Source organism: Rhodococcus wratislaviensis (assembly GCF_900455735.1).
Lineage (GTDB): Bacteria > Actinomycetota > Actinomycetes > Mycobacteriales > Mycobacteriaceae > Rhodococcus_F > Rhodococcus_F wratislaviensis.
This window is the reverse complement of the sequence record NZ_UAUI01000001.1, coordinates 178,210-199,031: the sequence shown is the minus strand read 5'-3', so window position 1 is coordinate 199,031 and position 20,822 is coordinate 178,210. Positions and strand designations below refer to the sequence as shown.

The 20,822-nt window shown below is 68.4% G+C and carries 18 protein-coding genes (1 of these 18 running past the window's edge); 9 read left to right on the top strand and 9 right to left on the bottom strand.

Annotation, left to right across the window (positions count from 1 at the left end):
- Nucleotides 1-21 precede the first annotated feature (21 nt).
- A complete protein-coding gene (locus tag DTA22_RS00785) occupies nt 22-789 on the bottom strand; it encodes a TSUP family transporter (RefSeq protein ID WP_112298212.1) in 768 nt (255 codons plus the stop codon).
- Between the two features lie 46 nt (nt 790-835).
- Between DTA22_RS00785 and DTA22_RS00780 the strand changes: the two genes are divergently transcribed.
- Nucleotides 836-1,999 carry a sensor histidine kinase gene (locus DTA22_RS00780; RefSeq protein WP_112298211.1) on the top strand — a complete coding sequence of 388 codons (1,164 nt, stop codon included), beginning with the start codon at nt 836-838 and terminating at the stop codon, nt 1,997-1,999.
- A 10-nt stretch (nt 2,000-2,009) separates the two neighbouring features.
- Here the strand turns inward: DTA22_RS00780 and DTA22_RS00775 are convergent, their stop codons facing one another.
- The 3 genes from DTA22_RS00775 to DTA22_RS00765 all read right to left on the bottom strand — a co-directional run bounded on the left by DTA22_RS00775 (nt 2,010) and on the right by DTA22_RS00765 (nt 5,776).
- Nucleotides 2,010-2,414 (bottom strand): hypothetical protein, encoded by a 405-nt coding sequence (locus tag DTA22_RS00775; protein ID WP_112298210.1) that lies wholly within the window; start codon nt 2,412-2,414, stop codon nt 2,010-2,012.
- A gap of 116 nt (nt 2,415-2,530) precedes the next feature.
- Nucleotides 2,531-4,186, bottom strand: a complete 1,656-nt coding sequence (locus DTA22_RS00770; protein WP_112298209.1) for an amidohydrolase — start codon at nt 4,184-4,186, stop codon at nt 2,531-2,533.
- Nucleotides 4,187-4,246: 60 nt separating this feature from the next.
- Nucleotides 4,247-5,776 (bottom strand): APC family permease, encoded by a 1,530-nt coding sequence (locus DTA22_RS00765; RefSeq protein WP_112298208.1) that lies wholly within the window; start codon nt 5,774-5,776, stop codon nt 4,247-4,249.
- A gap of 171 nt (nt 5,777-5,947) precedes the next feature.
- On the opposite strand from DTA22_RS00765, the gene DTA22_RS00760 reads away from it, so the two are divergent.
- Nucleotides 5,948-6,694, top strand: coding sequence for a TetR/AcrR family transcriptional regulator (locus DTA22_RS00760; protein WP_112298207.1), 747 nt, complete (start codon nt 5,948-5,950; stop codon nt 6,692-6,694).
- 22 nt (nt 6,695-6,716) lie between these two features.
- The gene (locus DTA22_RS00755; RefSeq protein WP_245973260.1) at nt 6,717-8,138 is read left to right on the top strand and encodes an FAD-binding protein; all 1,422 of its coding nucleotides are present in this window, start codon (nt 6,717-6,719) and stop codon (nt 8,136-8,138) included.
- Here the strand turns inward: DTA22_RS00755 and DTA22_RS00750 are convergent.
- From DTA22_RS00750 to DTA22_RS00735, 4 genes are all read right to left on the bottom strand, one after another.
- Nucleotides 8,110-9,669 (bottom strand): glycosyltransferase family protein, encoded by a 1,560-nt coding sequence (locus DTA22_RS00750; protein WP_112298206.1) that lies wholly within the window; start codon nt 9,667-9,669, stop codon nt 8,110-8,112. The two genes, DTA22_RS00755 and DTA22_RS00750, sit on opposite strands and share 29 nt — an antisense overlap.
- A gap of 241 nt (nt 9,670-9,910) precedes the next feature.
- Nucleotides 9,911-10,582: a PAS and ANTAR domain-containing protein gene (locus DTA22_RS00745; RefSeq protein WP_112298205.1), complete on the bottom strand. Its 672-nt coding sequence runs from the start codon at nt 10,580-10,582 to the stop codon at nt 9,911-9,913.
- 124 nt (nt 10,583-10,706) lie between these two features.
- Entirely contained in the window at nt 10,707-10,991 is a 285-nt protein-coding gene (locus DTA22_RS00740; RefSeq protein WP_112298204.1) for a YciI family protein, read from the bottom strand.
- Nucleotides 10,992-11,002: 11 nt separating this feature from the next.
- Nucleotides 11,003-11,431: a CBS domain-containing protein gene (locus tag DTA22_RS00735; RefSeq protein ID WP_009472696.1), complete on the bottom strand. Its 429-nt coding sequence runs from the start codon at nt 11,429-11,431 to the stop codon at nt 11,003-11,005.
- Between the two features lie 177 nt (nt 11,432-11,608).
- Between DTA22_RS00735 and DTA22_RS00730 the strand changes: the two genes are divergently transcribed.
- On the top strand, nt 11,609-12,268 hold the full coding sequence (locus DTA22_RS00730; protein WP_005260679.1) for a response regulator: 660 nt from the start codon (nt 11,609-11,611) through the stop codon (nt 12,266-12,268).
- A 27-nt stretch (nt 12,269-12,295) separates the two neighbouring features.
- Here the strand turns inward: DTA22_RS00730 and DTA22_RS00725 are convergent, their stop codons facing one another.
- Nucleotides 12,296-12,913: a hypothetical protein gene (locus DTA22_RS00725; protein WP_037233675.1), complete on the bottom strand. Its 618-nt coding sequence runs from the start codon at nt 12,911-12,913 to the stop codon at nt 12,296-12,298.
- Between the two features lie 203 nt (nt 12,914-13,116).
- On the opposite strand from DTA22_RS00725, the gene DTA22_RS00720 reads away from it, so the two are divergent.
- The 5 genes from DTA22_RS00720 to DTA22_RS00700 all read left to right on the top strand — a co-directional run.
- The gene (locus tag DTA22_RS00720) at nt 13,117-13,623 is read left to right on the top strand and encodes an FxsA family protein (protein WP_037233671.1); all 507 of its coding nucleotides are present in this window, start codon (nt 13,117-13,119) and stop codon (nt 13,621-13,623) included.
- A gap of 12 nt (nt 13,624-13,635) precedes the next feature.
- Nucleotides 13,636-15,240 (top strand): amidohydrolase, encoded by a 1,605-nt coding sequence (locus DTA22_RS00715; RefSeq protein WP_112298203.1) that lies wholly within the window; start codon nt 13,636-13,638, stop codon nt 15,238-15,240.
- The gene (gene lnt / locus DTA22_RS00710; RefSeq protein ID WP_112298202.1) at nt 15,230-16,933 is read left to right on the top strand and encodes an apolipoprotein N-acyltransferase; all 1,704 of its coding nucleotides are present in this window, start codon (nt 15,230-15,232) and stop codon (nt 16,931-16,933) included. Before DTA22_RS00715 ends, lnt begins: the two co-directional genes overlap by 11 nt.
- Entirely contained in the window at nt 16,860-17,642 is a 783-nt protein-coding gene (locus DTA22_RS00705; protein WP_037233662.1) for a polyprenol monophosphomannose synthase, read from the top strand. The genes lnt and DTA22_RS00705 overlap by 74 nt, the downstream gene beginning before the upstream one ends.
- A gap of 271 nt (nt 17,643-17,913) precedes the next feature.
- A protein-coding gene (locus tag DTA22_RS00700) for a non-ribosomal peptide synthetase (RefSeq protein WP_245973261.1) crosses the window boundary here: on the top strand, nt 17,914-20,822 show its start. The gene runs 26,635 nt beyond the window's last position; 2,909 of the gene's 29,544 nt are visible here — the first part of the coding sequence; it begins with the start codon at nt 17,914-17,916; its stop codon lies off the right edge, out of view.

The following is a 20,822-nucleotide window of genomic DNA, read 5'->3' as shown; positions in this document are numbered from 1 at the left end:
TGGACCACCGTAGTCGGTCGCTCAGCCGAATTGCTGCCAACCCAACCGGATCACCATCGCGATCACCACGATCAGCAGCGTGACCCGGACGAATCCGGCGCCCTTGCTCAGCGCCATCCGCGAACCGATGACCGCGCCGATCACGTTGCAGACCGCCATGCCCAGGCCGAGTGCCCACAGAACATGACCGGTGGCGGCGAAGAACACCAGCGCACCGAGATTCGATCCGAGATTGATCACTTTCGCCATCGCGGCACTGCGCACGAATTCCGTGCCGAGGAACGTGGCGAAGCTGATGATGAGGAATGTTCCGGTGCCCGGCCCGAACAGTCCGTCGTAGAAACCGAGGAGTCCGGCGGACAGCAGGACGACCGCGACGACCTTCCGCCGTGTCGGCGGATCCTTCGCCAGCGTGGTCCCGAGCTGCGGACGGATCGTCACGAACACGGCGACGCCGACGAGCACCGCCATGATGAGCGGGATGAAGACGTCCTTGTCGATGCGCGACACCGTCGCCGCGCCGAGCGCGGACGCCACCGCCGCGAGTAGACCGGCCGGAACCAGCAACCGCCAGTTCATGGGGATCCGGCGCGCGAACGTGACGACGGCGGCGGAGGTGCCGGTGAACGCGGTGAGCTTGTTGGTGGCCAGCGCCGCCTGCGGCGTCAGCTGCGGTGCAACGAGAAACAGTGCGGGAATGAGGATCAGTCCGCCGCCGCCGACGACGGCGTCCACCCACCCGGCGGCCGTCGCAGCGGTGAGAAGAAGCGCCCAGTCACCCACATTCATGGTGCAGACTCAACCACACCCACCGTGAGGTACTTACGCTGTGCACATGCGGAGGTTCAGTCTGTGGCTGCGAGGAAAGCCGACGGTTGCGGACTCGATGTTGGCGGCGATCCTGTTCACCCTCGAGGTGTTCGTGTTCACCGCGTCGGGAGACCGCTCGCCGTGGGTGCAACTGGTCATGGGTTTCCTGCTGTGCCTGCCGATCGTGTGGCGTCGCAAGTACCCGCGGGCGGCGGCCGGTGCCGTTCTGGTGATGTCGATCACGATCACCTTCATCAGTTATTCGATCGGAGACCTCGACGCCGAACATCCCGGTCTGCTGGCGCTCGCCGTCGCCCTCTACACGCTCGTCGCCTACGTCGATCGCAGCACCGCCGCGGTGTACGCGGTGGGTCTCGCCGTCGATTCCGCCCTCTCGATCTGGTTGCTGGAACAGGAACTGGTGGCGGCCGGACTGTTCTCGGTCCTCGTCTTCGCGCTCTCCTGGATCACGGCGGAGTTCCTCGGCGCCCGCCGGGCCTACGACGAGGAGGTCGCCGCGCGCCTCGTCGTCGCCGACTACGACCGGGATCGCCGCGCCGAGGACGCGGTGGCGGCCGAGCGCACCCGGATCGCCCGGGAACTGCACGACGTCGTCGCGCACGCGGTGAGCGTGATGATCGTTCAGGCCGACGGCGCGTCGTATGCGCTGAAGACCAACCCTGACATCGCGAAGCAGGCACTCACCAACATCGCAAGCACCGGGCGGGAGGCTCTGGCGGAACTGCGGCGCACCGTCTCGCTGTTGCGCACCGAACCGGCGACCGACGACATGCCCCAGCACGGCACGGCCGGCCTCGCCCGGGTGGTCGACATGATGCGCAGCGCCGGCCTGCCTGTGGAACTCGAACTGACGGGCGAGTTGGACGACATCAGCCCCGCGGTCAGCCTCGGCGTCCACCGGCTCGTCCAGGAATCGCTGACAAATGTGCTGCGGCACGCCGGGGAGCGTCCGCGCGCGAAGGTGCGCGTGCGGCGCCGCGAGACGGACGTCCTCGTCGAAATCACCGACAACGGCAACTCGTCCGGGCAGTTCTCGCTCGGGTCGGGCAACGGGCTGCTCGGTATGCGGGAGCGGGTCGCCGTCCTGCACGGCACCCTCGAGGCGGGACGACAGACCGACGGCAGTTGGCGGGTCACCGCGGAGTTGCCGCTCGAGCTGGAGGACTGAGCGGCCTCGATCACTCTGTCTCCGGTGGTGCTGCTTCCTCCGGCTGGTCGAGGACGCTCACGGTGACACCGTAGGGCAGGAACCGCACGGAACGGTGGGGATCCGTGTTGTGCTTGTGCGCGCGGAGTGCATCGAGTTCGGTGGCATACACCTGCTCGACGCGTGCGACGCCCTCGTCGTCCAGCGTGTAGATCGCCCACACACCGTCACCGGTCTCCCCGGCGGTTTCCGGCTTCGACGCGGCGCGCGGAGAGCGGGCGAAGTCCGCGAACACGCCCGTCCACGGAATCTGAGAATCCGCCTGGTCCAGGAACCTGACGATACGGTCCTTGACGCCCTGCAATTCCTCGCCGGCCTCCCGGATCACGCGCTCGAGATCGTCGGGGTCGAACCCGAACGGCCTGTTGTCGCCCATCACTGTCTCCTGACTTCGGCGGGACACCTCCAGTGTGGCCGCGGATGCCGATCGGCGCCACGACCGTGCGCCGATCGACTCCCGCGCCGCAGAGTAGGGCCGACTACCGCTGGTCCTCAGGCGTTCGGTGCCGCGTAGACCCGATCACCGCCCACATAGGTCAGGACGGCGCGGGCCTCGCCGATCGTCTCGGCGGTTCCGGTGAACGGATCGCGGTCGAGGACCACCAGGTCGGCGAGCTTTCCCACCTCGATGCTCCCGGTGTCGTCGAGGTGGTTCACGTACGCCGACCCGGCGGTGTAGGCGGTGAGTGCGGCCGTCAGGTCGATTCGCTGCTCCGGGAGGAACACCGGGCGCCCCTGCCCGTCCCGGCCCGGGAGTACGCGATTGACCGCGACATGGATGCCGTGGATCGGGTCGGCGCTGCTGACCGGCCAGTCGCTGCCGGCTGCCAGCGTTGCGCCCGAGCGCAACAGGGAACCGAAAGGGTACTGCCTGCGGGAGCGTTCGTCCCCGAGGAAGGGGATGGTGAGTTCGTCCATCTGCGGTTCGTGGGCTGCCCACAGCGGTTGCATGTTGGCCGTGACACCGAGCGCGCGGAAACGGGGGATGTCGTCCGGGTCCACGACCTGCAGATGGGCGAGGTGCGGCCGGGTGTCGCGGAATCCGTTCGTCGTCCGAGCTGCGTCGACCGCGTCGAGCGCGTCGCGCACGGCCCGATCGCCGAGCGCGTGGAAGTGCACCTGAAATCCGAGGGCGTCGAGCTCGGTGACGTAGCCGCGCAGCTCGTCCGGGTCGACGAAGCTGGTTCCGGAATGGGCTGTCGCGCAGCCACATCCATCCAGATATGGAGAGATCATGGCCGCGGTGCGGGATTCGGCGACGCCGTCGAGCATGATCTTCACGGTGTCGGCCCGCATCCGCCCGAGCCGGAGACGGGACCGTCGACGGAGCAGGTCGGGGATCTGCTCGGCGCCCCGATCGCGATCCCACCACAAGGCACCCGCCACCCGTGCGGTGAGAGACCCGTCGCCGGCCGCGGCCACGTAGGCGTCCGAGACGTCGGAGATCCCGGACGTGTCGCCGAGGAGCGCGTCCTGCCAGGCCGTGATGCCGAGCGAATGCAGGTGCTGCTGGGCGTGAAGCAATGCCTTCAGCCGGTCGTCGGGGGTGTGCTGCGGGGTGTGGCAGCCGACCAGCTCCATCGCAGACTCCTGGAGCATGCCGGTCGGCTCACCGTCGGCGTCGCGTTCGATACGTCCGCCAACGGGGTCGGGGGTCTCTCGGGTGATGCCGGCGATGTCCAGCGCTCTCGTGTTGGCCCACGCGCCGTGGTGGTCGCGGTTGGGCAGAAACACCGGCCGATCCCGCACGACGGTGTCGAGGAGTTGCGCGGTGGGTGTGCCCCCGTCGAACGCCTCCATCGACCACCCGCCGCCGACGATCCACGGCAACTCCGGGTGTGCGTCGGCGTAGCCGCGGATGGCGTCGAGGGTGGCGGCGGCCTCGGTGATGCCGGTGAGGTTGCATCGGGCGTACTCGAGGCCGGCCACCACGGGATGGATGTGCGCGTCCTGGAAGCCCGGCAGCAGCAGCCTGCCGGTGAGGTCGACGACCTCGGTGCGGGCGCCGATCAGCTCCCGGACCTCGTCGTGGCCGACGGCTGTTATCCGGCCGCCGGTGACGGCGATCGTCGTGGCGCGGCTGCGGGCCGGGTCCAGGGTGGCAATCGATCCATGGGTGAAGACCAGATCTGCGGGTCCTGCTGACATCGGAAATCTCCTGTCGGGAAGTGCTTTGGTCGGTGTTCGGATCGGGTTGTGTCGCGCTGATCAGTGCGGGGCAGGAACTTCTCGGGGTGCAGGCCCTGCGAGCAGGTCGGCATCGTCGGCATCTGTTCCGCGGCCGGTGACGAAATAGGGCGACCGACGGACCCACTTCGCATACGCGGCCACCGCCAGCCCCGAGATCAGGATGAGGAGCGGGAACAGTAGCTGAAACCACCCGTTGGTCGCGCTGAATTCGAGATGATCCGCCGAGGTGTAGAAGATCCAGCCCAAGTAGCCGCCGAGTGCCAGCAACACCAGGGAACTGAGAGCGGGAAACACGACCGCGCGCAGTCCTTCCCACGGACGTTCCCGCAGGAGTCCGCGGAACCGGACAGCGGCGGCGAGTGCCGTCAGGCCGTACCAGAGGGCAACCACCAGGCCGATCGAACTGATGCCCGCACCGAGAAGGTCGCTGAGCTTGGGGATGACCGTGGCCAGCAGCGCGACCACGGCGGAGATTCCGCCGAGCAGGACGGTACCGGCCGCCGGGGTCCCGTAACGGGAATGGATCCGGGTCCACACCGGGCCGAGCGTGCGGTCGCGGCCCATCGCGAACAGTCCACGCGCGCTGGGTATCACAGTGGCCTGGAGGGATGCGACGACAGAGAACATCAGCGCCACCACGGGGAGCGCGGCCAGCGGCTGCCGGGCGAGTGCCTCGCCGAGGAACGCGAGTCCGACGGTCCCGTTGTCCGCCAGTTCCGCGGGGGTGAGGACGCGCTGGAACGCCACCGCACCGAGCAGGAACAAGCCGAGGACCAGGAAGACGGTGATCACTCCGGCGCGGGACGCGTCGCGCGGATCGCGCACCTCCTCGCTCACACTGAACGCCGCTTCGAAACCCCAGTAGAAGAAGACCGCGATCACCATGCCCTGAGCCAGCACGGCGAACGACGGGATTGCAAAAGGATCGAACCAGGAGAGGGAGAACGGCTGGCTCCCGGCGAACAGCCCGTACGTGCAGAAACCGATCAACACGACGTACTCGAAGACGAGGAGATACTTCTGCAGCCGTGCCGCCACCGCGACGCCCCGGACGGCGGTGAAGGTCACCGCACCGAGGATCGTCAGCCCCAGCATCGTCGACTGCAACGTGGAGTCGGGATCGAGAGTGAGCCCGCCGATGTCGTGCACGCCGGCCATGCCGGCGAGTTGCAGGATCGCCGACCCGGCGATCGCGGTGGTGTAGGCCATGAACACGACAACGGCGACGATGGCCATCCAGCCGGTGAGGAACCCCAGCCACGGACTGAGGCTGCGGCCCACCCAGACGTAGCTGTTGCCGCAATTGGGTTCGACCCGGTTGAGCCGGGCGTATCCGCTGGCAATTCCCAGGATGGGGACGAAGGCCAGTAACAGCACCACCGGCATCTGGAGGCCGACCACGGCGGCGATGACTCCCAAACCGACACCGATGCTCGTCGTCGCCGCGGTACTCGAGGCGGCGATCGCTATTCCGTCCATGACGCCGAGGGATTTGCGGAGGGCAGTCGCCCTCGGCGCGGCGGCCGCGCCGTTGTTCACTGCTGCCATGTGTGCGTCGCTTTCGCTGGAGGTATGGAGAGGGACGCGGGGCCACGCGCCGATCCGGGTTCTCGTGCCCGCGGCCTGGGGCTTCGCTCCCTGCTTGTGACATGCAACACCGTCGCGGTTTACACCGTCAACGGTGTTGGCATAAGCTCCGGTCGACAGAAGGAGCCGGGAATGGCGAAGCAGGTGGTCTCGGACGCGGCCCGGAGGAGGCGTAGGCCGACGAAGCAGGGTGCAGTTCTCTCGGAGCAGCTGATCATGGAGACGGCGCTGCGGTTGCTCCGGCACCACGGCAGTGCCGGTCTGTCCGTCCGCCGCCTCGGGGCTGCGCTCGGGGCCGATCCGAGCACTCTGTACCGGTACTTCCGCGGCATCGACGACCTGACGTTGGCGATCGCCGACGAGCTGATCGGCCGGTCGTTCCACGGGTGGGAACCCACCGGGGACTGGTGGCGGGACTTGCACTCGCTCGGAATACGTTCGCATGCAGCATATCTGGACCACCCCCAGGCGGCAGTCCTGTCGGCCAGCCGCGTCAGCGGTCGCACCTCGGAGAAGGCCGCCGTCGACACCATCCTCGGAATACTGCGCGAGGCAGGGTTCCCCGACGGTGCAGCGGTGCGCCTCTACCGTGCGTTCGTCGATCAGATGCTGGCGTTCGCCGCCCTCGACGGAGCCGAACTCGCGCTACCCGAGGACGTCCGCGAGTCCGACCGGCAACTGTGGCGATCCTCCTACGCGCAACTGCCCGCCGAGACGCACCCGCACATCGCCGCGACCGCGGGCCTCCTCGTCGAACTCTCCGACCGCAGTGCCTATCCCGACGCACTCGAACTGCTGCTCGACGGCGCGCGCGCCCTGCTTCACCGACTCGCCGCGAAACGAGAATCGGCACCCTCGTGCCCTTCTGCCGGGTCGTAGAATCCGGTGGAGGAGAAACCCGATGGACTGGCATCATCGAACTGCACGGACGACCGATCCGTCGCCACCGGCGCTGGACGGCGAGTTGCGCTTCGACCAGGTGGCACGCGAACAGGCCGCCGACGATTTCGGGCACGTCGTGCACACGGAACCGGAGGCCGTCCTGCTACCGGGATCCGCCGACGACGTCGCCGAGACGATCCGCTGGGCCGCGAAGCGGGGCCGCACGTTCGCCCCGCAGGGGCAGCGGCACTCGGTATGGGGACGATCCGGAGCCCGGAACGGCATCGTGGCCGACATGTCGACGCGGCGCTCCGTCGGCAGGGTTCAGAACGACCGGATCGTCGTCGGGGCGGGCGCGACATGGCGAGAGGTGCTCGCCGCGACGCTGCCGCGGGGAAAGACCCCACCCGTGCTCACCGACTACCTCGAGCTGTCGGTCGGCGGGACACTCGTCGTCGGGGGCGTCGGCGGCACGACCTCGCGATACGGCATCCAGAGCGACCGCGTCCTCTCGATGGACGTGGTGACCGGTACGGGGCAGACGATCACCTGTTCGGCCCGGAGCAACACCGACCTGTTCGACGCGGCGCGGGCAGGGCTCGGCCAGGTGGGCGTGATCACCGAGGCGACACTCGAGCTCGTCGCGGCGCCCGAGCAGGTGCGTAGGTTCGTGCTGTTCTACCCGGATCTGGCGGGGATGCTGACGGACGCGCGCCTCCTGTCCTCGGCCGCCGGCTTCGACGCGGTGCAGGGCGCGATTCTGGCAGCACCGACCGGAGGGCTGTCGTTCCAGTTGGACGTGGCGAAGTTCTTCACCGGGAACCCGCCGGACGACGACCTCCTGCTCGCCGGCCTGTCCGAAGACCCGGTCAGGCGGACGCCCGGCACGATTGCGTACGTCGACTACCTCGAGCGGCTGGCCGGGCTGGAAGCGGCGTTACGGGCCAACGGCCACTGGTTCCACCCGCACCCCTGGCTCACCACCTTCATCGGAGACTCGCACGTCGAGTCGGTGGTCGACGACGAGCTCGGCAGGGTTGATCCTGCGACCGACCTCGGCCGGTTCGGTCAGATCGTGCTGTCTCCGATCCGCACCGGAGCGATCACCAGTCCACTGCTGCGGACGCCCTCGGAGGGCCTGTGTTTCGCGTTCAACTTCGTCCGGGTGCCGACGACCGCCGACCCCGACAACGCCCACCGGCTCGTGGAGTCCAACCGGGCCGTGTACGAACGCATCCGCAACGCCGGCGGCACGCTCTATCCGGTGAGCGCGTTTCCGATGTCCCCCGGAGACTGGCGCAGGCATTTCGGGTCGGAGTTCCACCGCCTCGACGAGGCCAAACAGAAGTTCGACCCGGATCACGTCCTCACCCCCGGCTACGACGTCTTCGAGGGCATGCCGCACGACGGCGTCAGCCGCCGGCGAGCGGCACCAGGATGAAGTGGCCGGCTCCGCGGGCGGCGGAGAACACATCCCAGGACATCGGACCGCCGGGTCCATGGCCTTCCTCGTACCGGAGGTCGAACGCGGGGTTCACGGGTGCGAGCCGGTAGTCGAAGAAGGTGTAATTGGCGCGCAGCAGCGTCCGCGCCGGTTCGGTGGCCTCCGCGAGTCGCGGTACCAACCGGTCCTCGACCACCAGTCCGCGGTCGGAGAATTCGTCGACGATGACGCATTCACAGAAGTACGCGAGGGTCCCGATCTCACCGGGGGATCGCACCGGTGCCTCCCCGACGAGTGTCCCGACCGCCCGGCCGACCCGCTCGTAGTCCTGCGCGCTCGCCCAGTTACCGAAGATGGGGGGTGCGTCCCACGGGAGACCGCTTTCGACGTCGTAATAGACGGCGCCGACTCCCAGCACGGCGAGCAGGCCGGCCAGCGTGCCGGCGACGGCGCGATCCGAGGTGTCGCGCGCGGCGCTCCAGTGGATGCCGGCGGCGAGGACCGCGTACATGGCGAGCGTGGTCGCGGGTGCCACGTAATACCAGTGGTACGGCACGGTATCGAGCACGACGTAGGCGACGTAGTAGAGGGCACCGGACAGCCCGAGCGCGAGCAGCGGTACCGGCACCCGCACCGGTCGCTTCCAGGGTCTGGCGTACGAGGCGAGCGCGACGAGAATCAGGACGAGTGCGAGGGCGGCGGGACCGAATGCCGCCACGGTCCGCCACGGGCTGGACTCGAAGTACATGATCGGGCCGGTGAGGTAGTTGTAGCCGCCCACATCGGAGGCCTGACCCTGCTTGATCAGGAAGGTGTCGGGCAGCGCCGAACCCAGGACGATCCAGCTGAACAGGTACCACGGCCCGGCGATCGCGGCGAAGCCGGCGAGGGCGCGGCGCAGTTGCGTGCGGATCGCCGGTGACAGGGCGGCGATGACCACAACGAAGACGAGCAGGTCCAGACGTACCAGCGCCGCCATTCCCGCGGCCGCACCGAACCAGGCGGCCCTGCCCTCGAGCGCGAACCACACCATCACCGCGACGGCCGCCGGGATCAGCAGCACCTCGAGCCCGACCGCGGACAACACGAACGGGTTGAACACCACCAGCGCACCGGCGAGCACCGCCCACCCAGTCCCGAGACCGAGCCGGCGGCACATCCGCGCGAGCACCCAACCCAACAGGGCGGTGACCGCGGCGTTGAGCATTCCCAGTGCGAACAGGGGGTCGCCCGGGCCCCACAACCGGGTCAGGAACGTCAGCGCCCCGAGCACGAGCACATTGAGCGGGGACGTCGACGTGTTCGCGGTCAGTCCGTGGACGATCGCCCACTCGCCGTGGACGGCCAGGTTCCTGGCGGCCGACAAACTGATGTAGGCGTCGTCGGTGAGGCTGCCGGAGACGACCCAGAACAACACGGCCGCCACCACCGCGCCGGACGCGGCGAGGATCGCCGGTGCCCGGAACGGGCTCGGTACCGGTGGCGGGGCAGACCGCTCGAGCGGTTCGTTCAGCAATCCTGTGGACACCGCGACATCCTAGAGAGTGGAGCCGGGACTGCTGCTCGCAGCCACCGAACTCGACGGCAACACGGTCGCGTGTCCCCGGAAATGTCCTACCCCGCGAACTGTCTGGTGCCCGTCGGCTGTTTAGTCATTCGAGAAGACGGGAAATCGACGCCCCAGGGTCGGAAGCGTCACCGGTGGCACCACCGGCCCAGGTTCCGCGGGTTGAGCCCCCAGGTCGCGGGACCGCCCCCGGGGGGCTTCTCTATCCGCTGCGCCGCTCGTGAGCGGTGAGCAGCAGCGCGTCGAAACGGTCGCGAAACGAAGTGGGAGTGTGGATTTCGTCGCCGAACGCGAGAACGAGGTTCTCGGCGATCACGCGGATCTTCGTGTTCGTCGCCTGCGACCGCCACGTCAGGAGGTCGAAGGCCGCGTCGGCGGAAATGGAGTAGACGACCATCAGCGCACCCTTGGCCTGTTCGATGACTGCCCGCGAACGGACGACGTCGAGCGAAGCGACTTCGGCCTCGTCGAGCAAGCGGGGGTTGTCCCAGATCTCGTCGGTCCTGTCCTGCCACACGAGCACGACGAATCGGATGTCCGCGGAGGTGAACGCGGAGGCGAACCCGTGCGCCCACAGCCAGTTCCCATTCCTGTGCCGGATGCGGGCATACCCCGCGTGGGCGGTGCCGGTAGCGAGGACATCCCGGACGAGGCCGAACCAGCGCGGCGCGTCCGACGGGTGCATCAAACCCGCGAGGTCCACACGATCGAGTTCGTCCAATCGGTATCCGACGAGGTCGGCCAGAGCCGGGTTCGTCAATACCAGTCGCCGTCGGTCGTCGTAGACGCAGACGGCACGCGGAAGCGAGACGACCAGCGATGTGAACGCGTCGTGGCCGAGGCCGTCGGCCGGTTCGAGGGGGAACCCGGACATGCGTACTTCCTTCAAAATTTTTCGCCCCGACGACGACTCGTACAACGATCATCGCGGCGTGCGCAGAACGATCCGCTAGAGGTATTCGGAGCCGAGCCCTGTTCGGCTGGGTGTGACGTGCGTCCTACTCGCTGAATTCGCCCATCGCGGGCGTCCATCCGCGGATCTGCACCTTCTCCACCAGATTTTCCTGGGCGAACGGGTCCTGCGTGAACAGGCGTGCGACGGCGTCCTCGTCCTCGGCGTCGACGATGAACAACGCACCGTGGCCTTCGGTGAGGGGGCCGGTCGAGCGAATGACCTTGCGGCGGACGAGCTCGGTGAGCCACCCACGATGCTGCGTCCGGTGATCGTCGCGAAGGGACGACGTCTCGGGGCTGTACGTGTATTCCACGACGAACAGGGCCATGAGGATCTCGCTCAGCCGTGGTCGATGTAGGACTCGAGCTGGTCGCGCTCGGTCTGCAGCTCGCCGATCCGGCTCTTCACCACGTCGCCGATGCTGACGATGCCGACCAGCTGCCCGTCCACGATCACCGGCAGGTGCCGGATCCGGCGTTCGGTCATGGTTTCGGCGAGACTGTCGACGGTATCGGTCGGGAGACAGGCGAACACCGACGTCGTCATGATGTCCACGACCCGCGCATTCAGGATGTCGGGACCGCGCTCGTGGATGCGGCGCACCACGTCGCGTTCGGTGACGATCCCGACGACGGCGTCGTTCTCCGTCACCACCAGGGCGCCGACATTGTGTCTGGCGAGTTCGCCGATCAGCGTGCTGACCGGCATCTCCGGATCGACCGTCACCACGGCCGGACCCTTGTTCCGCAACACATCCGCGATTCGCATCTGGACACCCCGATCTCTGGGCACTCCGACTGGCCGCCGATTCGATCATAGGCAGACTTCGAGCGTATGCCAGCGCTTCCGCCGGTCTTGGTTTGGTTATCTACTCGTGACCGCCGTGTCCCGCGGCCCGGCATGCAGGTCGGGCGCCCACCGGGACCGCGGTGTTAGGTTGGCGCTGTGCCGATCACCGTGCTACTCGTCGACGACCAGGAACTGATGCGGATGGGCCTCAACATGGTGCTCGACGCCCAGGACGACATCACTGTCGTCGGTGAGGCGAGCGACGGCGCGGCCGCCGTCGCCGCGGTCCGCAAACTCGAACCCGACGTGGTGTTGATGGACGTCCGCATGCCGGTGGTGGACGGGGTCAGCGCGACCGCCCAGATCCTGGAGTCGGGGGTCGCGAGCCGCGTGCTGGTGATGACGACCTTCGACCTCGACGAGCACGCCATGGGTGCATTGCGGGCCGGGGCCAGCGGCTTCCTGCTCAAGGACACCCCGTCGGAAGACCTGGTATCGGCCATCCGCAGTGTGGCCGCGGGTGACGCAGTGGTGTCGCCGAAGGTGACCCGCCGGCTGCTGGCGCGGTTCCTCGACGACGGTCCGGGTCCGCTTCGTGACCCGGAGGTCCTCGATGTGCTGACCGAGCGTGAACGGGAAGTGCTGCAGCTGGTCGCCACCGGGTTGTCGAACACGGAGATCGCCGGTCAGCTGTTCCTCTCGGAGTCGACCATCAAATCGCACGTGGGCCGGATTCTGACCAAGTTGAACGTCCGCGACCGGGTCCAGGCAGTGGTGCTGGCCTACGAGACGGGTCTGGTACGACCCGGCTCGTAGGCCGGCGGGTGGGGAAGCGAACTGCGGCTAGACGGTGAAGGTGCCGACGGTCGGGACCACGGTGCACGTGACGGCGTCGGCGTAGCCGACCGTGCCGAACATCGTCGCGAGGACGGTTCCCTTGCCGGTGTCGACGATCTTCGACAGCAGCGGGGTGCCCAGGATCGGCAGCTTGTCGTCGAGCGTGACGATCCCGCCCTGGAACGTCGTGAGGTTGATCCACGCGACGCTGAGATCGGATGACTGCGGGATCGCGACGTAGGCGGGGATGGCCTGGAATCGGAGCTGGTTCGCGGTGATCTGGGGGAACAGGTTCGGTCCGCCCTGGGCGCTCGCCAGCGTGACCGTCGCGGGTTTGTCGGCGACGCCGCACCCGAGGGTGGGGGACGGGTACATGAAGTCCTGCGGTGTGGTGAGTCCGACCTCGAGCACGTCCTTCGGGATGAACACGCTGGCGCCGAGAAGGGCGTCCACGGCCGCCGTCGCGGCGGGGGAGACCTCGGTGGCCAGCGCCTGCAGTCCGGCGGCACCCTTCGCGAAGTCGGCGACCGGTGCTGCCGACGCCGGTCCCGAAGACAGCATGCCGAAGGCGGCTGCGGACGCGAGAACGATTGCGGCTCGGCGGAAGGCGGTGGAACGAGTCATATCGGCTCCTCGTTGTGCGCGGGGACGGAAGCCCCCATCGCAGTGAACTGCATCATGCGCAGAGTCTCAATGTCAACTTGAGGTTTAGGATCGTGAGCGCTTCGATATCTGCGGCCGGGAGAAAATCGGCGCCGTCGAACGTTGAACGATCAGACGGTTGACCCCAGACCCTCGATGAACCCGGCCGTCCGAAAGGGGGCGTCATGTACGCCGCACTGTTCCTGTCGTACGTAGTGGTGGAGATCGCCGCGCTCGTCCTGGTCGGCAACGCGATCGGCGTGCTGTGGACCGTGCTCCTCCTGCTCGGTGGAACGCTGATCGGACTACTGCTGATGCGGTCGCAGTGGCGTCGTGTGATGGACGGCCTGCGCCGGGCGGCGAGCGGCGACGGCTCTCCGGGTGCCGCGGTCGCGGACGGCGCGCTCGTCGCGCTGGGCTCCGCACTGATGTTCGTCCCCGGCCTGGTCACCTCGGTGCTCGGGCTACTGTTCCTCGTTCCCCCCACCCGGTGGGCGCTTCGGCCCGTCGTGGTCCTGCTGGCGGGAAGGCGTGCCGCCACCGTCGCGGCCGGGGCGGAAGCGTTCGCGCGGGCACCCCGGCGCGGTCGCGGCGAGGTGATCGAAGGAGAGGTGGTCGACGAGGTCTTCGAGGGTGAAGTGATCGACGAGGAGCCCCGAACCCCGACCCGTGATCCCCGCGTTCTGCCCTAACAGGCAGACTGGTTGCCTGTGACTACACAACTGCTGGTCGGCGGCCGAATCTACAGTTCCTTTGCTCCAGACGCCACGTCGATGGCAGTGACCGACGGCGTCGTGTCGTGGGTCGGCGACGACCGGGCGGCCCGCGCGCTGCACCCCGGCGCCGACGTGGCCGACCTGGGCGGCGCGTTCGTCACCCCGGCATTCGTCGACACCCACGTGCATGTCACGGCGCTCGGCCTGAACATCGTAGGCCTCGATCTGGTCGGTGTCGGATCGCTCCGCGAATGCCTCGACCGGCTCGCCTCCTTCGCCCGCACCCACGGCGACGCGGTCATCTGGGGACACGGCTGGGACGAATCGGCGTGGCCGGAAGGCGCCGGTCCCACCACGGCGCAACTCGACGAGGCCGCACCTGGACGCACGGTGTATCTGTCCCGAATCGACGTCCATTCGGCAGTCTGCTCGACCGCCCTTCGCCGGTCGGTCCCGGATCTGAGCGACACCGCCGGATTCTCGCCGGACGGGCCGCTCACATTCGAGGCGCACCACGCCGCCCGCACCGTCGCGCGCTCGCTGCTGACGGCCGAGCAGCGCTCCGCCGCCCGCATCGCCGCCCTCGACGCGATCGCCTCCCGCGGCATCGTCGCGGTACACGAGTGCGGGGGCCCCGACATCGCCGGACTCGACGACTTCCGGGAACTCCTCGCCACTCCGCACGTGGTCGAGGTCCGCGGCTACTGGGGTGAGGCGGTCACCGACGCCGACGAGGCCAGGAAATTGCTGAACGCCACCGGCGCCCACGCGCTGGGCGGCGACCTGTTCATCGACGGATCCCTCGGCTCCCACACGGCGTGGCTCAGCGAACCCTATGCCGATCTGGACGGCGGCACCGGCAAGAGCTACCTGGGAGTCGACGAGATCGCCGCACACGTGCGCGCCTGCACGATCGCCGGAATCCAGGCCGGATTCCACGTCATCGGCGACGCCGCCGTCCGGGCCGCGGTCGACGCGTTCGCCGTCGTCGCCGACGAGTTGGGCGGTCCCGCGGTCGCTAAGGCCGGGCACCGACTCGAACACGCCGAGATGATGACCGGTGACGACGCGGCGCGGCTCGCGCAGTGGGGTGTGATCGCCAGCGTCCAGCCCGCGTTCGACGCCCTGTGGGGTGGGCCCGACGGCCTGTACGCGCAGCGCCTCGGAACCGAGCGTGCGCTGACCCTCAACCCGTTCGCCGCCGCCGCCTCCGCCGGAGTGTCGCTGGCACTGAGCTCCGACGCACCCGTCACCCCGGTCGACCCCTGGGCGATGCTGCGCGCCGCCGTCCACCACCGCACGCCCGGCAGCGGGATCTCCCCGCGCGCGGCGTTCTCGGCTGCCACACGCGGGGCATGGCGGGCAGGCGGGGTCCGGGACGGTCTCGCCGGGACCCTCGACCCGGGAGCGCCGGCGTCGTACGCCGTGTGGGATGCCGGCGAACTCGTCGTCAGCGCGCCCAAAGACTCCGTGCAGCGGTGGTCGACCGATCCCCGGTCCCGGGTCCCGGCCCTGCCGCGGCTCGAGGACGACGCGCCCACGCCGGTGCTGCTGCGTTCGGTGCACCGGGGGAGCGTCGTCCATGAGCGGTAGCACGACGTCTCGCTGGACCACCGGAAAGCGCGGCGTGCTGGTGCGTTCCGTTCTGTCGGTGGCCGCGGGATTCCTCGTGTTCGCCGGCTTCCCGCCCCGCCCCCTCTGGTTCCTCGCGCCCATCGGCATCGCGCTGTTGACGCTGATCCTCACCGGCGCCGGCGGCGCGGCACCGAGACTGCGCGCGGGTTTCGGCTACGGCTACCTCGCGGGGCTCGGTTTCCTCGTGCCGCTGCTCCCGTGGATCGGGGTGTTCGTCGGAGCCCTCCCGTGGCTTGCACTCGCCGCGGTCGAGTCGCTGTTCATCGGACTGTTCGGAATGCTTTCCGTGCTCGTCTCCCGGCTGCGCTGGGCCCCGCTGTGGATCGCGGCGTGCTGGTCGCTCACCGAATGGCTGCGCGCGAGCGTGCCGTTCGGAGGCTTCCCCTGGGGGCGGTTGGCGTTCGGCCAGTCGGAGGGCTGGTTCCTGCCGCTCGCGAGCGTCGGCGGTTCCCCGCTGCTCAGCTTCGCCGTCGCACTGACCGGCGCCGGACTGGCATCCGTCGCCGTGACGGTGCGGGCCCGGGCGAACGGTGCCACGAACTGGACGCGGCCGCTCGCCGGCGGGCTGGTCGCCGCCCTCGCCGCGACCGTCGTGTCGCTCGCGTTGTGGCCGACATTGCCGGGTATGGACTCGGGAGACCGGACGATCACCGTCGCCGCGATCCAGGGCAGCGTCCCCAAACTCGGACTCGACTTCAACGACCAACGCAAGCGGGTCCTCGACAATCACGTCAACCGCACCCTCGAACTCGCCGGCGACGTCGCGTCGGGCGCGGCGCCGCAGCCCGACCTCGTCGTCTGGCCCGAGAACGCGTCCGACATCGATCCCCTGCGCAACGCCGACGCCGCCGCCGACATCTCCCGCGCGTCCGAGGCGATCGGCGCGCCCATCCTGGTGGGTGCGGTCCTCGTGAACTCCGACCGCACCACCACCAACTCGGTGATCGTGTGGGACGGCAATGCGGGACCGCAGGAGCAGCACGACAAGAAGATCATCCAGCCGTTCGGCGAATATCTGCCGTACCGCGGGTTCTTCCAGCACTTCTCCTCGTACGCCGACCGGGCGGGCAACTTCGTTCCCGGCGACGGTGACGGCGTCGTCCACGCGGACGGGATCGCGGTGGGCGTCGCGACCTGCTACGAAGTGGCCTTCGACCGGGCATTCGAGCAGTCGGTGCGCAGCGGCGCCGAACTGCTCGCCGTCCCCACCAACAACGCCACGTTCGGCGACACCGAGATGACGTACCAGCAGCTCGCCATGTCGAAGGTACGGGCCGTGGAGCACGGGCGCGCCGTCGTCGTCGCCGCGACCAGCGGTGTGAGCGCGATCATCGGCCCCGATGGGACCACTGTGCAGGAAACCTCACTTTTCGTACCCGCGGCCCTGGTGTCGCAGGTGCCGCTCCGCACCGGTACTACGCTGGCAAGTCGGCTCGGCCCGATTCCGGAGGTTCTTCTCTGTGTCGGCGCCGTCGCTGCCGTCGCGTTCGCCGTGGTGCAACGACGACGCACAGTTCGCACACTGGTTCAACGCAGTACCGAGAATGCGCCGGCAGTTGCCGGCAGGGAGGATCCTCATGGCATCGGAGACCGATTCCGGGCAGAGCGGGGCACCGAGCGCACGGACTCTGGTGATCATTCCGACGTATAACGAGCGGGAGAATCTCGGCCTGATCGTGGGGCGCCTGCATGCGGCGCTGCCGCGGACGCATGTTCTCGTCGTCGACGACGGCAGTCCGGACGGCACCGGAGACGTCGCGGACGCCCTCGCGTCGAGCGACGACGCCGGTCGCATCCACGTGATGCACCGCACCGAGAAGAACGGTCTCGGAGCCGCGTACATCGCCGGTTTCCACTGGGGACTGGACCGCGACTACACCGTCCTCGTCGAAATGGACGCGGACGGCAGCCACGCGCCCGAGCAGTTGCATCGCCTCCTCGACCAGGTGGACGCCGGCGCCGACCTCGTGCTCGGTTCGCGGTACGTGCCGGGCGGCACGGTGGTCAACTGGCCGAAGCACCGCGAGTGGCTCTCGCGCGGCGGGAACATCTACTCGCGGCTCGCGCTGGGCGTGAAGATCAAGGACATCACCGGCGGATACCGGGCGTACCGCCGTGAGGTGCTCGAGAAGCTCGACCTCGCCGCGGTGGAGTCGCACGGCTACTGCTTCCAGGTGGATCTCGCTTGGCGGGCCATTCAGGAGGGCTTCGACGTCCGCGAAGTTCCCATCACGTTCACGGAACGAGAGATCGGCGAGTCCAAGATGAGCGGTGGGATCGTTCGCGAGGCGCTCCTGAAGGTCACGCAGTGGGGGCTGCGGAACCGGATCGCCAAGATCAAGGGTGTGGCAGCCGGCTGACGCTCGGCAACCGACCGCTGCCCCATTCCTTCCTCGGAAGGCGTGGGGCGGCGCTGTATCGACGGCACCGAAACGTGATGCACGTGGGCAAACTCATGCGATGCCCACATTGTGAGACACCCTGAAACGGTCCGAACCGTACGCCCGATAGGAACCTGAAGCGTACTCCCGGGTAAGGTTCGGTAAATTCCCAGGTTCGCAGGTCACTATGAGTTTCTTCGGTGGCCGGTGGGTTCGTCCCACCGCCGGAGCGGGAAAGAGGACGAACAAGGTGGTCGAAGCTGTGCCGAGTGGTGACGTGACCACCGAGGGTCGCATTCCGGACGGTGCATTTCCGCTCTCGGCCGCTCAGCAGGGCATGTGGTTCGCCCAGCAACTCGATCCCGACGTTCCCGTCACCATCGCACAGTGCGTCGAACTGGTGGGTGCCCTCGACGTAGCGCTGCTGTCGGAGTCGATGATCACCGCGGGCCGCGAACTCGGCTCCGCGTTCCTCCGCCTCGTCGAGGTCGACGGAGTTCCCTATCAGCTGGTCGATCCGACCCTGGAAGCATCGGTCCGGTTCGTCGACCTGCAGCACGAGCCCGATCCGAGGGCAGCGGCAAAGGAGTGGATGCGGCAGGAGTACACCGCGCCGCTCGACGTGTGCCGCGATCGGCTCACGACTTCGGCTGTACTGCGCATCGGACCGGATCGCCACTACTGGTACAGCCGTGTCCACCACGTCGCGCTCGACGGCATGGGATCGGTGACGCTCGTCGACCGGACCGCCGAGTTGTACACCGCGGCCGTCGAGGGGCGCGCCGCTGGGCCGTCCAAGGCCGCCGAACTCACCGACGTCGCCCGAGTCGACGACGACTACCGGACGTCGTCGCGCTACCGCGCCGACCGGGACTACTGGTCCGAGCGGGTATCCACCATCGGCGAACCACACAGCCTGGTCGACCGGAGCGCCCCGGCGCGGGCACGGAGCCGCACGACGGGCGGCCAGATCCCCGACGCGCTCGTCGACCACCTCGAGGCCGCGACCGACCGCCACGACTCGTCGACCGCATTCGAGGTCGTCGCCGCCTTCGCCGCATACCTCTCCCGGATGACCGGACGCGAGGAGGTCGCGGTCAGCCTGCCCGTCACCGCCCGCACCACCGCGCTGCTCCGCCGCTCCGGCGGCATGGTGTCCAACGTCGTCCCGCTGCGCCTGCACGTGCGCCCGGATGCGACGAACGCGGAACTGGTGGCAGCGGTCCGGCTGGAAGTCACCGCGGCGCTCCGGCACCAGCGGTACCCGCACATCGACATCCGACGCGACGCGGCCACCGATCATCAGGGCTTCTACGGCCCACTGATCAACGTCATGCTGTTCCACAACGAGATCACCCTGGGCAGCATCGTCGGCCGACTCGAACTGCTGTCGACCGGCCCCATCACCGACCTCGCCGTCAACGTCTACCACGGGGTCGCCGGCACCAGCCTCAACCTGGACCTCGAGGCCAACCCCGACCTGTACTCCGAAGACACCCTCGCCGCCCACCACGCTCGGTTCACCCGGTTCCTCGGCGAGTTCCTCACATCCGACACACACGGACCACGACGGATCGGCGACCTCGAGATCCTCGACGAGAACGAACGCCGCAGCCTGGTGCCCGCCACCGGGGGCCCCGGATTCGCACCGATCACGCTGCCGGATCTGCTCGCCGGCGCCGTCCGCAGCAACCCGCACGGGGACGCCCTCCTCGCACCCGGGTGCGGAACGTCCGACGACCCCCTGAGCTATCGCGCCCTGGACGAGACGTCGAACCGGCTCGCGCGCCTCCTGATCGACCTTCAGGTCGGCCCGGAGGTTTCCGTCGCGCTGGCATTGCCACGGTCGCTCGAGTCCGTGGTCGCAACCTGGGCGGTGGCGAAGACGGGTGCGGCGTTCGTTCCGGTGGATCCGGGTTATCCGTCTGATCGCATTGCGTTCATGTTGGCGGATTGTGGGGCGCCGATCGGTGTGACCACGGCCGGGCTGCGCGAGGGTTTGCCGGACTGCACGCACTGGATCGTGCTCGACGACGCCGAGTTCGTGTCGGCGCTCGCCTCGTATCCGGCGGATGCGGTCACCGACGCCGACCGCACGGGTGTGTTGTCGGTGGATCATCCGGCGTATGTGATTTACACGTCGGGGTCGACGGGTCGGCCGAAGGGTGTGGCGGTCACGCATCGGGGGCTGGTGAATCTGGCTGCGGACGAGCGGGACCGGTTGGGTGTGTCGGCGGGGTCGCGGGTGTTGCATTTCGCGTCGCCGAGTTTCGATGCGTCGGTGTTCGAGTTGGTGATGGCGGTGTGTGCGGGGGCGACGCTGGTGGTTGCGCCGACCAGTATTTTCGGTGGCTTCGAGTTGGCGGAGTTCCTTGCCGGGCAGCGGGTGTCGCATGCGTTTTGCACGCCGGCGGCGTTGGCGTCGCTCGATCCGGCCGGGCTAGCGGGCCTCGAGACCGTCGTGGTGGCGGGTGATGTGTGTCCGCCGGAGTTGGTGGCGAGGTGGGCGCCGGGCCGGGTGATGGTCAATGCGTACGGTCCGAGTGAGACGACGATCATGTCGTCGGCGACCGGTCCGATGGTCCCCGGGCAGACGGTGAGCATCGGGTCACCGACCGTCGGGGTCGACCTCGTCGTCCTCGACCACCGGTTGCGTCCGGTCCCGGCCGGAGTGCGCGGCGAACTCTACGTCCTCGGGTCCAGCTTGGCTCGCGGGTATGTGCACAGGACCGGGTTGACGGCGGAGCGGTTCGTGGCGAGCCCGTTCGGTGTGGGTGGGCGGATGTACCGCACCGGTGATGTGGTCCGCTGGGTGACCACCCCGGACGGACCCCCGGTTCTGGAGTTTGTGGGCCGCAGTGATTTTCAGGTGAAGATCCGGGGTTTCCGGATCGAATTGGGTGAGATCGACGCCGCGCTGACTGCGCATCCGGTGGTGGAGTTCGCCCACACGGTCGGGTATGACGACGGGAGCGGCAGCAGTCGCCTGGTCTCGTATGTGTTGCCGGCGCCGGGAACTGACGTCGAAACCCGGGTGTTGTCGGAGTTCGTCGGGACGCGTCTTCCCGGATACATGGTGCCGTCGTCGATCATGGTGTTGGAGTCGTTGCCGCTGACGGCGGCGGGCAAGCTCGACCGCAACGCCCTCCCCACACCCGT

Coding starts and splice junctions, on each gene's coding strand:
- DTA22_RS00785 (WP_112298212.1), bottom strand. CDS start 789: ATGAATGTGGGTGACTGGGCGCTTCTTCTCACCGCTGCGACGGCCGCC.
- DTA22_RS00780 (WP_112298211.1), top strand. CDS start 836: ATGCGGAGGTTCAGTCTGTGGCTGCGAGGAAAGCCGACGGTTGCGGAC.
- DTA22_RS00775 (WP_112298210.1), bottom strand. CDS start 2,414: ATGGGCGACAACAGGCCGTTCGGGTTCGACCCCGACGATCTCGAGCGC.
- DTA22_RS00770 (WP_112298209.1), bottom strand. CDS start 4,186: ATGTCAGCAGGACCCGCAGATCTGGTCTTCACCCATGGATCGATTGCC.
- DTA22_RS00765 (WP_112298208.1), bottom strand. CDS start 5,776: ATGGCAGCAGTGAACAACGGCGCGGCCGCCGCGCCGAGGGCGACTGCC.
- DTA22_RS00760 (WP_112298207.1), top strand. CDS start 5,948: ATGGCGAAGCAGGTGGTCTCGGACGCGGCCCGGAGGAGGCGTAGGCCG.
- DTA22_RS00755 (WP_245973260.1), top strand. CDS start 6,717: ATGGACTGGCATCATCGAACTGCACGGACGACCGATCCGTCGCCACCG.
- DTA22_RS00745 (WP_112298205.1), bottom strand. CDS start 10,582: ATGTCCGGGTTCCCCCTCGAACCGGCCGACGGCCTCGGCCACGACGCG.
- DTA22_RS00740 (WP_112298204.1), bottom strand. CDS start 10,991: ATGGCCCTGTTCGTCGTGGAATACACGTACAGCCCCGAGACGTCGTCC.
- DTA22_RS00735 (WP_009472696.1), bottom strand. CDS start 11,431: ATGCGAATCGCGGATGTGTTGCGGAACAAGGGTCCGGCCGTGGTGACG.
- DTA22_RS00725 (WP_037233675.1), bottom strand. CDS start 12,913: ATGACTCGTTCCACCGCCTTCCGCCGAGCCGCAATCGTTCTCGCGTCC.
- DTA22_RS00720 (WP_037233671.1), top strand. CDS start 13,117: ATGTACGCCGCACTGTTCCTGTCGTACGTAGTGGTGGAGATCGCCGCG.
- lnt (WP_112298202.1), top strand. CDS start 15,230: ATGAGCGGTAGCACGACGTCTCGCTGGACCACCGGAAAGCGCGGCGTG.
- DTA22_RS00705 (WP_037233662.1), top strand. CDS start 16,860: ATGGCATCGGAGACCGATTCCGGGCAGAGCGGGGCACCGAGCGCACGG.